The sequence below is a fragment of the Cognataquiflexum rubidum genome (assembly GCF_022538115.1).
GTDB lineage: Bacteria > Bacteroidota > Bacteroidia > Cytophagales > Cyclobacteriaceae > Cognataquiflexum > Cognataquiflexum rubidum.
In genome coordinates, this window is record NZ_JAKZAL010000016.1 from 101,498 (window position 1) to 115,281 (window position 13,784).

Sequence of the window (13,784 nt, forward strand, 5' to 3'; positions counted from 1 at the left end):
AAGCAAACGAATAAAATTAATGTTTTGAAACGAATACAATTTTAATACAAAATTGTCTTGAACTCAAAACAATTTCTAATATCTTGCTTCTCACGTCTCACTTCTCACATCTCTTTCACAAAAAAGCCATGCTCAAAATCCCTGTGAACATAAGCATTTTGGAAAGAATGCTCAGTTGGGTGAAATGGGCTTTGCGGTCGGCCATGTAGATTTTGTACATAAAAATAAAAAAGAGGATACTCAGACCTCCAAAGTAAAAGTAAAGCTGGGTATTATTGATCTTAAAAGTCACCACTAAAATCGCGCTGATAAAGCAAAAGGCGATCATGAAAATGATCCTTTTGGTATTGCGGAAGCCAAAAACGATCGGAAGTGTACGGCAACCGTGTTTTCTGTCACCCTGCCGGTCTTCGATGTCTTTGATGATTTCTCTGATGAGGTTAATGAAAAAGGCGAAGATGGCGTATGTCAGCACCAATAGTTCGGACTTTTGATAATAATACCCGATCATCCAAATGGCTGTTCCTGTCAGTAAGGCCACGGTGAAATTTCCTATAAAAGGCAGCCGTTTCAGGGAATTGCTGTAAAGCCAAAGCAAAAAAGAGGCGATGAAGTTGATCACTGCAATCCTTGGACTGACAATCAACCCAATCCCGACCCCGCTGATGTTAAGGATGGTATGGAGAAAAATTGCCACCCGTCTTTTCATCCCTTTGCCGATAATGACTTCATCAGGTTTGTTGACATAGTCTATTTTGACATCATAATAGTCATTGATCATATAGCCGGCAGCCGTCAGGATGACTGTAGAAATAATGATCAGATAAAGGTTGATGTCTTGCAGCACCGGTAGTCCCTTTCGGGTGGTCTCTACCAAAAAATACGCAGTCATCAGCTGTGCAAATGCCACTATGAGCAGATTAATTGGTCTGCTGATTTTGAAAAGGCTCCAAAAAGAAAATCTTTTGGCTTTGGTTGTGGCGCTCATGGTTCAAAATTAAAACAAAAAGGTCAGGAACTTGGATAAATTCCCAACCTCAATTAACTTTATTTTAAGCCGTTAGGTTTTAACCATTTTACTTGGTGCCACTCAAAATGGGAAGTCCTGTTTTTTGGAGGAGGCCATCTTCTTTCATCAATTTTTCGATGTCAGCTATTTTTCTAGGTACAAATTCACTTAGGTTTTCATTTCCATCCTTGGTAATCAGGATATTATCTTCAATCCTAATGCCGATTTTCCACCATTTGGGATCCACCGGACTGCCTTCAGGAATGTAAATACCAGGTTCCACAGTCAAGACCATTCCAGGTTCCAAAATACCATAAGCACCCCTGTCATGTACATCTAAACCAAGATGATGCCCGATTCCATGCGGAAAATAAGGATGGCGTTCACCGGCTTTGACCAAGCCCAACTTCACAAGTCCTTCGTCGATCACCTTGCGGGCAGCGACATTCACATCTCTGAAATCAGCGCCTACCGTACAAGCCTTGGTGCCGGCTTCCAAGGCTTTCAGGACAATTTCATAGATGGCTTTTTCTTCAGGAGAAAAAAAACCTTTGACCGGTGCTGTTCTTGTGATGTCACCGGAATATCCTCTGTATTCTGCACCAACGTCCATCAGGACAACGCCCTCTTGCAGATTCACCACACCATTATCCACATAATGAAGGATAGTGGAGTTATTGCCCGAACCGACAATCGAACCATATCCGACATATTCTGCTCCCATGGCCTTATGGACAAATTCATGCGCGCCTTGGATTCCTCTTTCAGTAGTGCCGGGTTGGATGGATCGGAAAGCTTCCATATGTCCGTAACCTGAGATCGCTACTGCTTTCTTGATAATTTCAATCTCTACTTCAGTTTTAATCACTCTCATTTTTTCCATGATATTATTCAGCGCCATATCCGCAGGCTTCACCGGAGTAGAATGGGCAGATTTCAGAGCTGTGACCATGGCCTTGAGTGGGGTGTTGTATCCGTTTCTTTCAATTTCCCCCAAATCAAAGGAAAGCACGCTTTTCAAAAGCTTAAGGTCTATTGCCGGAGTTTTGAGAAAATCGGAATAAAGATATACATGCTCAAACCCTAGCTTTTCCCTGACACCTTCCACACCGAGTCTTTCTCCATCCCATTGTTCTTTGGCAGGGTCTTTGGGTTGGACATAGATGATTTCACTGACTGATTTGCCATCTATAGTCATTGGTGTTTTGAAGACGATCAAGGCAGAATTTGGCTCCCTAAAACCAGTGAAATAATAAAAATCTGAATTTGGTCTGTAGGTGTAATCAGTGTCGTTGGACCTGTTTTTGACCGGATTGTTGAAAAAAACAGCAGCTGAGTTTTCCGGCAACAATGCCCTCAGTGCTTCCCTGCGGCCTTTATGAAATTCAGGACTCAAACCGTCATCGAAAAAGGATTGGGCAAGAAGGTTGTTTTCAGATAAAATGAAACTAATAAAGGCAAAAAGGAAAATGCCGGTGAATTTGAATTTCATTTGGAATTATTGTTTGATTAAGTGGGAAATATAGCGCCCCTTTTAGGAAAAAAGTAAACCTCTCATGAAAAATCGAATCCCATTTTTGACAATTGCCCAACGATTAACAAATTGGTAAAATGCTGCCAAAATTGAAATCCCTATATTTGCCGAAATTTAAACACCTATTAAGAATGAAAAAATTGATGACCGTTTTCATGTTTGTATTTTTTAACTTCATCGCTTTTGCCCAAAACCAAAAAAACGAACCTGCTTCAAAACCCAAGATTGTGGTAGGAATTGTGGTTGATCAGATGCGGCAGGAATATTTTTATAAATTCCAGGACAGGTATACCGAAGGAGGATTCAAGAGATTGATGAAAGACGGCTTCATGATGAAGAATGCCCATTACAACTATATTCCAACCTATACCGGTCCTGGTCATGCTTCTGTCTACACCGGAACGACACCGGCTACCCATGGCATTATCGCCAATGATTGGTATGTGCGAAGCCTTGGCAGGACGATGTATTGTGCGGAAGACAGCACGGTCACTGCGGTAGGAGGGGATGCTGAAAACGGGAAAATCTCTCCGCGGAATATGTATTCGACCACTATCTCTGATGAATTGAGATTTGCATCAAACAAAAGGTCCAAAGTTGTAGGTATTGCCATCAAGGACAGGGGGGCTTCATTGCCTGCCGGCCATTTGGGTGATGCTTATTGGTTTGATAGCAATACCGGTAATTTTATGACCTCAACCTATTATTATGACTCTTTGCCGGAGTGGGTGCAAAAATTCAATGAAAGAAAATTAGCGGACAAGTACCTATCCCAAAAATGGGAAACGCTATTCCCAATAGATACTTATAAGCAGAGCATAGCGGATGACAATGATTTTGAGGGTCCGTTTATAGGACAAGAGAAAACAGTTTTTCCATATGACTTGCCAAGTCTGAGGGAAAACAATGGTGGATATGGATTGATTTCGGTTACGCCTTTTGGCAATACTCTTACATTGGAAATGGCATATGCTGCCATCGAAGGGGAGAAGTTGGGAAAAAGTGGAGAGACCGATCTGCTCGCAATCAGCTTTTCTTCACCCGATTATATCGGACACCGGTTTGGGCCGACGGCTGTAGAATTGGAAGACAACTACTTAAGGCTGGACAGGGAGTTGGAGCAATTTTTCAATTTCCTCGACAAGGAATATGGGAAAGATGAGTATTTGGTTTTCCTTACTGCCGACCATGCAGTGGCTGACATTGTGGATTATATGTTGAGCGAAAATGTACCTGCCGGAAACTTCAATACCCGCTATATTCTGACTCAAATGCGGGGGTTTTCAATTTTGAAATATGGTGAAGGGAACTGGATTTCAAGTTTTACCAACGAGCAGGTTTTTCTGAACTATGATCTTGCAAAAGAAAAAGGGGTCAATATAGAACAGATGCAAAGGGAACTAGCGGAATTTCTGTTAAAATTTCCTGGGATTAAAGAAGTATATACCGGAACAGATATGAGAAGAATGGATTATCTGACAGGGAAAAAATCACTTCTCCAAATGGGTTATAACCACAAAGCCTCAGGAGACTTATTGTTGATATTAGAACCGGCTTGGCTAAGCAGCTCTTTCAAAGGAACAACCCACGGGACAGGCTATACCTACGACACCCATGTGCCTATTGTATTTATGGGATGGAATGTTCCACAAGGTGAAAGTTCAAGATATGCGACCGTGACAGACATTGCGCCGACACTCTCCATGATGCTGAATATCCGCCTTCCAAACGGGGCTACGGGACAGCCGATATTGGAAATTGTGGATAAGAAATGATCTAAAAAGATAGATATTGGGATATTTGGATATTAAGATATTGTCTTAATTTCAGCCATTAGATCATAAAAATCAAAACAGCTTCCCCTCCAAAAACGGGAAGCTGTTTTAATTTCAAAACCTGCTCAAATAACCAAATAACCAAATAACCAAATAACCAATAACCAAATAACCAATAACCAATCACCTACTCCTTCCAGGACATCGGATAATTGGGATCGACAAATTCAAGACCTTGGGTCGTCACTTGCAAAGGTTTGAAGGTGTCAAGCATCACGGCGATCTCTTCCGTGGATTTTGCTCCGATGGATTTTTCGACAGTTCCCGGATGCGGGCCATGCGGAAGTCCGCCCATATGGATGGTGAAAGATCCCCGGTCAATTCCTTTTCTGCTCATAAATTCTCCCTCAGCATAATAGAGTACTTCATCAGAATCGATATTGCTGTGGTTGTATGGGGCAGGAATTGCCAATGGATGGTAATCAAACAGCCTTGGCACAAAAGAACAAATCACAAATCCCCAAGCCTGAAAAGTCTGATGCACAGGAGGCGGCTGATGAATTCTACCCGTGATCGGCTCAAAATCATGGATCGAAAGGGCGTAAGGATACAGGTAACCATCCCATCCGACGATGTCTAAGGGGCTGTGTCCGTAAGTATAGGGATGGAGCATTCCTCCTTTTTTGATCTGGACAAGGTAATCGCCCTTTTCTGATTCGATGACCAATTCACTTGGCGTGCGGATGTCTCTTTCGCAGTAGGGAGAATGTTCCAACAATTGCCCGACCTCATTTCGATATCTTTTGACAGTTTCGATCGGGCCATGAGATTCTATCACCAATAGTCGCAGTGGACCTTCTTCTTTCCATTCAAACCTGTAAATCGTCGTCCTCGGAATGACGATATAATCCCCTTGCCGCACTTCCAATTTTCCAAATTGGGAATACATCACACCTTCCCCGTCATGGACATAGATCAGTTCGTCCCCATCTGCATTTTTGAAGAAAAAGTCCATTTTCCGCTCTTCAGGTGTGCATATACCCATCATGACGTCATTATTCATCATGAGCATTTTGCGTGCGGAAAGATAGTCTTTGCCGGTGATACCCACCCCGGAAGTTTTGAGATGCGTCTGTTGTAGCCCATGTGCTTTGGCAGGTTCCCAAGAAAATGGGCTTGGCTTGCCGATGGATTTGACGTCGTTGGGATTGTAAATATGGTAAAGGTTGGAATAGATGCCGGAAAATCCCTTGGAGCTGACAAGTTCTTCTTTGTAGAGGCTTCCGTCAGGCTGTCTGAATTGGGTATGTCTTTTTGGGGGAATATTCCCCAATCTGTGGTAGTAAGCCATTTGTATTTGGGTTTATGTATCCAACAAATTTATAAAAAATGAAACACCATTCTTTGGGGAATGGAATTAAAGTAAGGCAAAAAAAAGAGCGGCTTGTGCCGCTCAATAATTGTGGTTTAGTAATTTCAATCTTTTCCAAAAAGAAATTTGGTAAGTTCATCTTTTGCAGCTCCGGTTTTCTTTTGCAGCCTGCCGAGCAGCTGGTCTTCCTGACCTTCTGCATAAACAAGGTCATCATCTGTGAGTTCCCCGTATTTTTCTTTTAATTTACCTTTCAGCTCATTCCAATTTCCTTTGATCTTTAAGTCTAGTGACATGGTCGTTTTGGTTTTAGTTTAATATAAAATTCACAAGAAATAAAACAAATACTATTCCAAATATAAAATATTATATATTTATTATGAAAAATATTACAAAAACAATTCCATTGCTCCTCTTATTGGCTTGTGGAGGCAATGATCAGGGACAAAACCTCGTTTGGTCGGATGAATTTGAAACCGATGGTCTTCCCGACCCCGGTAAATGGAGCTATGATGTCGGCGACCACGGTTGGGGCAACAATGAATTGCAGTACTACACCGAAGAAACCCTTGCGAATGCAAGGGTTGAAAATGGAAACCTGATCATAGAAGCCCATCAGGACAGTACCTTTTCCAAGGGGTATACCTCGGCCAGATTGGTCACCAAAGGGAATGCAGCGTGGCAGTATGGCTACATTGAGATAAAAGCAAAGCTTCCTTCTGGCTTGGGAACCTGGCCTGCTATATGGATGCTTCCCGAAGAAAACAAATATGGAGGATGGCCCAAAAGCGGCGAAATCGACATCATGGAGCATGTAGGCTATGACCAGGGGACTGTCCACGGGACAGTGCATACCGAAGCATTCAACCATACGATCGGAACCCAAATGGGAGCGACCAAATCAGTGCCTACCTGTTCCGAGGAATTTCATACCTATGCCATCGATTGGCAGGAAAAGAAAATAGATTTCTATATCGACGGAGAGCTTTACCACACTTTTGTGAATACAGGAAAGAATACCGCCGAATGGCCCTTTGATATGCCATTTCACCTGATCATGAATATTGCTGTCGGGGGAAATTGGGGAGGCAGCAAAGGTGTTGCCGCTGATATTTGGCCCCAAAGGATGGAAGTAGATTACGTGAGGGTTTATAAAGAAAAGCCAGAGGAAGTTAAATAAGGGAAATTGAAAGCCTCGTTTTTTTAAATGGAATTGGGCAGGATCAATTCATCCAATTTGGTTCTAATCCACTTTTAAACATGTAATTTTTCGGTTACGATCGAAGAATTACATGTTTATTTTCGGTTAGGTTAAAAGCTACATAAAGAATAGAAGTCGCAAACTATTTCTAATTCACAAGCCATGTCAATCATCTTCTCTCGACTGACATGCCGATGGTTCATTAAAGTTAAAACTAGATATTTTAAGATAATTTACTGATTAATGGGTATAGTAATAAATGTAAATGTTGTTTATTATCAACATAAATATTTATTTTGTGGATATTAAACAACATACAATGAAATCTAAGAAAGCGATTCTTCTGCCAAGGTTTCAGAAAATACTGGAACAAATGGGTGAAAATATCAAACTCGCAAGAAAGAGGAGGAGGTTTAGTACCGTTCAGGTATCAGAAAGGGCAGGAATCAACAGGACTACTTTATACCAGATAGAAAAGGGAAATCCCAGTGTGGCATTGGGGTCATACTTTAATGTTCTCCGGGTTTTAAACTTGGAAGAGGATTTTTTAAAACTTGCCGCCGATGATGAATTTGGGAGAAAGCTTCAGGATTTGGAATTGATGGGTAAATCATGACTTCGCCAGCTAAAACTGATATTTGGGTCTATGCACATTGGCAGGGAATGTCCGTGCCAAAGTGCTTAGGCGTGTTGACTGCACAGCAGGCAAAAGGGAGGAAGGCATTTGGTTTTTCTTATGATCCCGCGTGGATTTCTTCCCAAGAGCAATGGTTGCTCGATCCCGATATTTCTTTGTACAGTGGGACTCAATACCCAAAGGGTAAAGAAAATTTTGGAATATTTTTGGATTCAATGCCTGACAATTGGGGAAGGACTTTAATGAAAAGAAGAGCCCTTTTACTGGCACAAAATGAAAGTACCTCGTCCAAAGTATTGTACGATATTGATTATTTATTTGGGGTCAATGACTACACAAGGATGGGGGCACTCAGGTTCAAACTCGATCCGGGAGGACCTTTTTTGGACAATGAACCTCTTTTTTCAGTACCGCCATGGACCCAAATACGGGATTTGCAATATGGGGCAAACCTGATAGAGTCAAATGTGGACACTGATGAGGTGGATAAATGGCTCAGTATGTTGATGGCCCCGGGATCTTCACTAGGAGGTGCAAGACCAAAAGCAAACATCAAGGATGAAAATGGGACACTTTGGATAGCCAAATTTCCTTCTCAAAATGATACTTTAGATAAAGCTGCTTGGGAGTATCTGACTTATCGTCTGGCTGTAGCAGCTGGAATTGAAATGTCACCATGTAAGCTAGAGCATGTATCAGGTAGATACCATACTTTTTTCACAAAACGGTTTGACAGGGCTGGAGAAGAGCGGATTCATTTTGCCTCAGCCATGACAATGACCGGAAAAAATGAAGAAGCTATCAGAGATGATATACCTTCATACTTGGATATTTTGGAATTTATCCAGTTTTCGGGAAGTGATATTGAGCGAGATTCAAAAGAGCTTTGGAGAAGAATTGTTTTTAATATCATGGTCTCCAATACAGATGACCATCTTCGTAATCATGGCTTTGTGCTTACTTCCAATGGATGGAGGTTATCTCCTGCTTTTGACCTTAATCCATCTATAGAAAAGGCCCATTTGTCCCTGAATATCGATATGGATAGTAATGCCTTGGATTTGGGATTAGCCAAAGCCGTGGGGATGTTTTTTAGGATCAGCGAAAAAGAAATGGAATTAATTGTTGAAGAAGTGAAATCAGCAGTTGCCAATTGGGGAAAAGTAGCCAATGAAATAGGTATTCCACGAAATGAGCAGCGTCTGATGAGTGCTGCATTTAGGGTATAGTTTTTTGGGTGGAAACAGTTTCTGCCTTTTATCCCTCACATCGCCACTCCATTAAATGGATTGAACCGCCTTCTGCCTACTGACATGCCGATGGCACGGCAGACGGTTTTGTCGCCATACCTGGTGTTGAGCCGGTCGAGCGCCTGGTAGAGTCGAATCTGCTCCTGGGTATCTTCGAAGAGGTTGATCTGGTAATTGCCATGGACAAGGTGGCTGAAGCGCACCCCGATCAGACGGATCAGCATACGGCGGTTGTACAGTTTTTTGAACAATTCCTTCACGATCGGGATCAGCGTATGGTCCGCAGAAGTATAAGGCACACGCTGCTGCACGGTATGTGTATCAAAGTCCGAGTACCGGATCTTCACACTCACGCAGGCGGTCAGCTGTTGTTTTTGACGCAGTTTGGTGGAGATCTGTTCCGTCATGGCGATGAGGTTGGCTTCGAGCATCTTGACATCGATGGTGTCCTGCTCGAAGGTGTTTTCGGTTGAAATGGATTTTGCTTCGGAATAGGGTGTCACAAGGGAGCGGTCTATGCCGTTTGCTTTTTCCCAGATCATGGTACCGTTTTTCCCAAAAGTGGCTTCCAGCAGTTCGGCGGGCATGACCTGCAGGGTCTGTACCTTTTTGACTCCCATATTGTATAAGGTGTGTGAAGTTTTTTCTCCGATCATGGGAATCTTGCGCACGGACAGGGGAGCGAGAAAGGGTTTTTCCATCCCATAGGGGATTTCCTTTTCATTGTTGGGTTTGGCTTCTCCGGTGGCTACTTTGGAGACAGTTTTGTTTTCCGAAAGCCCCAAAGAAATCGGTAGCCCGCTTTCCTTGATGATCCTTTGGCGTAGTTCATGCGCCATCTTGAAGCAACCAAAAAACCTGTCCATACCGGTATAATCGATATAAAATTCATCGATGGAGGACTTTTCAAACAGAGGCACATCCTCCCGGATGATCTCGGTAATCTCGTGGGATTTTTGGCTGTACTTCTCAAAATCTCCCCGGATGATCAGCGCCTCCGGGCAAAGCTGCCGCGCCGTGCGCATAGGCATGGCGGAGTGCACGCCAAACTTCCTTGCTTCATAGCTGCAGGAAGCCACGACCCCCCGGTCTCCCGAACCGCCGATGAGAATGGGTTTTCCATTCAGCCTGCTGTCATACAGCCGCTCCACCGATACAAAAAACGAATCCAGATCCATATGGACAATGCTCCTCTTCCTCTCCATAATATGTCAATTTTATAAACATTTTAATGTTTATAATTTAAACATATTTTCAATACCAAAAAGGAAGAAAAATGAAGGTTTACCGGAAATCCAAAATACTGTGACAATTGCCTGTAGCTTTCTTATGAGTTTTAGAAAACGAATAAAGGTTGTACTCCGTCATTCTGAGTTTTTAACAATTTTGAAATGTTCAGAAAGGGTAAAGACGATCGGATTCCCGTCATCCTGAATCCGAGGTACGAGGATGAAGGATCTCAAAAAAAGAGACTCTTCGCTACTCTCAGAGTGACGGGCGAAAACACATTATTGGAAGGAAGAGATAAAAAACACCCCAAGCCTATAGTAATGGTTGGGGTGTTTTGATAAAGATGTTTTATCAGCAATATGTTCCAAACAAGCCTTAAAAATCACCTCATAATATCTATTAATATCTAATATCCATCAATATCTATTAATATCGAATTGATCTATGGATTCAGGAAACCTTATTGTGCAATCCTAAACGTTTTGGTTCCGGTATGTTTTTGTCCAAACATGTCCGTGGCCTCGACCTCGATGGTATGCACGCCGACTTCAAGATTGACAGGGATGCCGGCTCTCCACAGGTGGTCCGTGCGCGCGGCATTGGAAGGTCTTCTTCCGTCAAGGAGTGTTTCGGTGGTGTCCCATTCGAAGATTTTGAGCAGGTAGGAAGGATCGTAATCTGTGAGGTTGGTCATTTTTCTCCATTCGCCATTGTCGATCCTGTAACGTACCTCATCATTGGCTGTGCCCATAAAGAAGTTGACAATAATTCCCGTGGAGGTTCTTTTTCCTTTCTCCAATACTTTTGGAGCAAAGATTTCCATCTGATAGGTGTCGGGTTTCCCGGCTGCTTTGTACCTCGCTTTGTATTGGTTGCCTTCAAAATCCATGAATACATAACCGTTTGGCGAACCGTCACGCATGGTGGATTCGGGCACACCGCTTTCTCTCATCCTTCCGCTGTACCAATCTCCCGAAGGGGTACCGATGTTATAATGATGATGGGCTTTGCTTTGGTTATACCCTTCCGCTTTTCCGAAAAAAGTCTGCTTCTGATAGTGCGTATGTGCGGAGAGCGACACGGTATTGGGGAAATCGGATAGCAGTTCCAATAGTTTTTCTCTGTCTTCGTCTCGGTAGCTTTCTCCCTCTTCAAACAACGGGATGTGCATGAATACGACGACCAATTTGTCTTTTGGGACTAATTTAAGGTTGTTCTCGACAAACTTTAACTGATCGGCCCTCAATCCTCCCCAATATCCCTGTCCGTCTCTTGGATCGGGATAGAGGATGTTTTCCAATACCACAAAGTGGACATCGCCTTCATTGAAAGCATAGGTAGCGGGGCCAAAAAAAGATTCAAATGTCTCGTCTGTCAGTTCGTCTGTCGGCGCGTCAAGGTTCATGTCGTGATTTCCCATAACCGAAAACCAAGGCACGCCGACTTTTCCGATAGTCTTTGCGTAAGCCGGGTACAAGGACAGGTCATCTCCGGCGATGTCGCCCACCGATATCCCAAAGCGGATTCCCTGAATGCCCGCGACTTCATCGACCACCCCTTTTTCAAAATACCCCATCTCAGTCATGTTGTAAGGCTGCGGGTCACCGAATACCAAAGCGGTAAAGTTGCTTTCGGACGTGGATGGCAAAAGTCCAAAATCCACTGATTTGGGCAATGCTCCTGTCGGACTGAGACCTGCATATTTCAGGTTGGTGGGAGAACCTTTTGGCTTATGGCTGTAAAAGAACTTGGGAAGGTTGTTTTCGTTTTTTGGCAGGGCGTAATCCGATGGCTTGATCACAAAAATAGTCTGATCTTCCTTTATTGGAAGGGCATATTGGCCCTTGTCATCTGTTTTCACTACTTCTATCCCATTGGATACGGATACATTTGGAAGCCCTTTTTCACGTCTATCTTTCTTTCCGTTTGCATTGAGATCCTCATACACATAGCCGGTGACTGTATTTTGGCCATATCCAGACAAACTCAACAAAGAGAGTCCGATGAGTAGTATGTATTTTTTCATGGGTGGATTGGATGTTTATTTTTCAAGTTATGAAATTAAGCCAATCATGCGAGGAGTATATTATTTGGAAGTTATGGTTTTATTATGAATGGTAAGGGTAGCATTTTTTTATCCTTTTAGTCTTACTTTCTTTCATTAATAAGCTGGATTTTTTCTTATTATATTTTTGTAATGTGTTGATAATAAATAAAATGTGGAGAAAATTTGAAATTACTCAATGTAATGAGTAAATTTACTCAGTATATTGAGTAAAATAATTATGGCGTACCAAAGAATTGAAAAATCAGGTTTACTGAAGCGGCTAAAAGATGAACCAAGGAGGTTTATCCAGGTCATATATGGCCCCCGGCAAATAGGAAAAACCACCTTGGTAAGACAGATTATGGCGGAGTTGGATTATCCAAGTGTCATGATAGCCGCGGATGCAGTGCCGGCCGGAGATGGTGTGTGGATTTCCCAACAGTGGGAAAATGCCCGGATCCGTCAACAGCAGCAGACTGACAAGCCTTTTCTCCTGGTGATCGATGAGGTGCAGAAGATTGACAACTGGTCGGAGCAGATCAAGGCCGAGTGGGACAGGGATACTGCCGAAGAAAAAGATATCCGGGTAGTTTTGTTGGGTTCATCGAGGCTGATGCTCCAGCAGGGGTTGACAGAATCTCTGGCGGGAAGGTTTGAAGCGACTTACCTGGGACATTGGTCCTATAAAGAAATGAAGGATGCTTTCGGCCTGACAGCAGAAGAGTTTATTTGGTTTGGAGGCTACCCCGGTGCTATTGCCCTGAAGGATGATGAGGACCGATGGAAGAACTATATCCGGGATTCTCTCTTAGAAACAAGTATTTCAAAGGACATCCTTATGCTGACCCGTGTAGATAAGCCGGCGCTGATGAAGCGCTTGTTTGAGTTGGGTTCGGTGTATTCCGGTCAGGTGCTGAGCTTCACCAAGATCATGGGGCAGCTTGCCGATGCCGGCAATACCACCACTTTGGCCAATTACCTGAATCTGCTAAACGATGCCGGGCTTTTGGGTGGATTGGAGAAATACAGCCCAAATATGGTCAGAAAGCGGTCTTCCAGTCCCAAGTTTATGGTCCATAATACGGCCATCATGTCCGGAATTTCCAATGAAAGTAAGGATACCTTGTTGGCAGATCCTAAAGCTTGGGGTCGTTGGGTGGAATCCGCAGTAGGTGCGCATCTCATCAATCAATCCTTCAAGGACAAGAAATTAAATGTCTACTATTGGCGAGAAGGAAATGAAGAGGTGGATTTTGTGCTGGAATATAAAAAGCGGGTGATTGCGCTGGAAGTAAAGTCCTCCAAAACCGGTACACTTTCGGGAATGAATGCCTTCGCCAAACAATTCAAACCGGAAAAAACCCTGCTCATTGGTGCGGGTGGCATTCCTTGGCAAGAATTCCTTCAGATGGATGTTTTGGATTTATATGCATAATAAAGGCAACTCTCAAGGGTTGCCTTTTTTGTTTTTTATTATAAAATTCTGGAAGATGGATGTTTCAACCCTTTCAGGGTTGGCCGGGTTTTGTTGTGTATTTACCCCCGGGTTCTACCCGGGGCTATTCAAGGTTCGACCCCTTTGGGGTATTTTCTCCATAATCATTTCTTCAGTGACCTCAGTGGTAAAATATCATTAATCCGCTTTTGCGACCCTTGCGAAACCTTTGAGTCCTTTGCAGTTAAAATATATTCACCCTAGAGAGCACAAGAGGAATAGGAGAAAAATAAG

The 13,784-nt window shown here is 43.0% G+C and carries 12 protein-coding genes; 6 read left to right on the forward strand and 6 right to left on the reverse strand.

The window, feature by feature from the left end; genetic code table 11:
- Positions 1 to 115 precede the first annotated feature (115 nt).
- Positions 116 to 988, reverse strand: coding sequence for a geranylgeranylglycerol-phosphate geranylgeranyltransferase (locus MMU05_RS16645; protein ID WP_241142808.1), 873 nt, complete (start codon positions 986 to 988; stop codon positions 116 to 118).
- A gap of 88 nt (positions 989 to 1,076) precedes the next feature.
- Positions 1,077 to 2,501, reverse strand: a complete 1,425-nt coding sequence (locus MMU05_RS16650) for an aminopeptidase P N-terminal domain-containing protein (protein ID WP_241142809.1) — start codon at positions 2,499 to 2,501, stop codon at positions 1,077 to 1,079.
- Between the two features lie 173 nt (positions 2,502 to 2,674).
- Here MMU05_RS16650 and pafA point away from each other — a divergent pair, with 173 nt between their 5' ends.
- Positions 2,675 to 4,318 (forward strand): alkaline phosphatase PafA, encoded by a 1,644-nt coding sequence (gene pafA, locus MMU05_RS16655; protein ID WP_241142810.1) that lies wholly within the window; start codon positions 2,675 to 2,677, stop codon positions 4,316 to 4,318.
- Between the two features lie 187 nt (positions 4,319 to 4,505).
- Here pafA and MMU05_RS16660 read toward each other — a convergent pair whose 3' ends face one another.
- A complete protein-coding gene (locus MMU05_RS16660) occupies positions 4,506 to 5,669 on the reverse strand; it encodes a homogentisate 1,2-dioxygenase (RefSeq protein WP_241142811.1) in 1,164 nt (387 codons plus the stop codon).
- 125 nt (positions 5,670 to 5,794) lie between these two features.
- Positions 5,795 to 5,986 carry a CsbD family protein gene (locus MMU05_RS16665; protein WP_113923063.1) on the reverse strand — a complete coding sequence of 64 codons (192 nt, stop codon included), beginning with the start codon at positions 5,984 to 5,986 and terminating at the stop codon, positions 5,795 to 5,797.
- Between the two features lie 83 nt (positions 5,987 to 6,069).
- Between MMU05_RS16665 and MMU05_RS16670 the strand changes: the two genes are divergently transcribed.
- The 3 genes from MMU05_RS16670 (at position 6,070) to MMU05_RS16680 (ending at position 8,757) form a co-directional block, all read left to right on the forward strand.
- A complete protein-coding gene (locus MMU05_RS16670) occupies positions 6,070 to 6,870 on the forward strand; it encodes a glycoside hydrolase family 16 protein (protein ID WP_241142812.1) in 801 nt (266 codons plus the stop codon).
- Between the two features lie 340 nt (positions 6,871 to 7,210).
- Positions 7,211 to 7,507 carry a helix-turn-helix domain-containing protein gene (locus tag MMU05_RS16675; protein ID WP_241142813.1) on the forward strand — a complete coding sequence of 99 codons (297 nt, stop codon included), beginning with the start codon at positions 7,211 to 7,213 and terminating at the stop codon, positions 7,505 to 7,507.
- On the forward strand, positions 7,504 to 8,757 hold the full coding sequence (locus MMU05_RS16680; RefSeq protein ID WP_241142814.1) for a type II toxin-antitoxin system HipA family toxin: 1,254 nt from the start codon (positions 7,504 to 7,506) through the stop codon (positions 8,755 to 8,757). Before MMU05_RS16675 ends, MMU05_RS16680 begins: the two co-directional genes overlap by 4 nt.
- A 35-nt stretch (positions 8,758 to 8,792) precedes the next feature.
- Here the strand turns inward: MMU05_RS16680 and dinB are convergent, their stop codons facing one another.
- The gene (gene dinB, locus MMU05_RS16685) at positions 8,793 to 9,983 is read right to left on the reverse strand and encodes a DNA polymerase IV (RefSeq protein ID WP_241142815.1); all 1,191 of its coding nucleotides are present in this window, start codon (positions 9,981 to 9,983) and stop codon (positions 8,793 to 8,795) included.
- Between the two features lie 186 nt (positions 9,984 to 10,169).
- Here dinB and MMU05_RS16690 point away from each other — a divergent pair, with 186 nt between their 5' ends.
- Positions 10,170 to 10,346 carry a hypothetical protein gene (locus MMU05_RS16690; protein ID WP_241142816.1) on the forward strand — a complete coding sequence of 59 codons (177 nt, stop codon included), beginning with the start codon at positions 10,170 to 10,172 and terminating at the stop codon, positions 10,344 to 10,346.
- 122 nt (positions 10,347 to 10,468) lie between these two features.
- On the opposite strand, the gene MMU05_RS16695 is transcribed toward MMU05_RS16690, so the two are convergent.
- A complete protein-coding gene (locus tag MMU05_RS16695) occupies positions 10,469 to 12,034 on the reverse strand; it encodes a calcineurin-like phosphoesterase C-terminal domain-containing protein (protein WP_241142817.1) in 1,566 nt (521 codons plus the stop codon).
- Positions 12,035 to 12,293: 259 nt separating this feature from the next.
- On the opposite strand from MMU05_RS16695, the gene MMU05_RS16700 reads away from it, so the two are divergent.
- Positions 12,294 to 13,490 (forward strand): ATP-binding protein, encoded by a 1,197-nt coding sequence (locus MMU05_RS16700; protein WP_241142818.1) that lies wholly within the window; start codon positions 12,294 to 12,296, stop codon positions 13,488 to 13,490.
- The last annotated feature ends 294 nt before the right edge of the window (positions 13,491 to 13,784 follow it).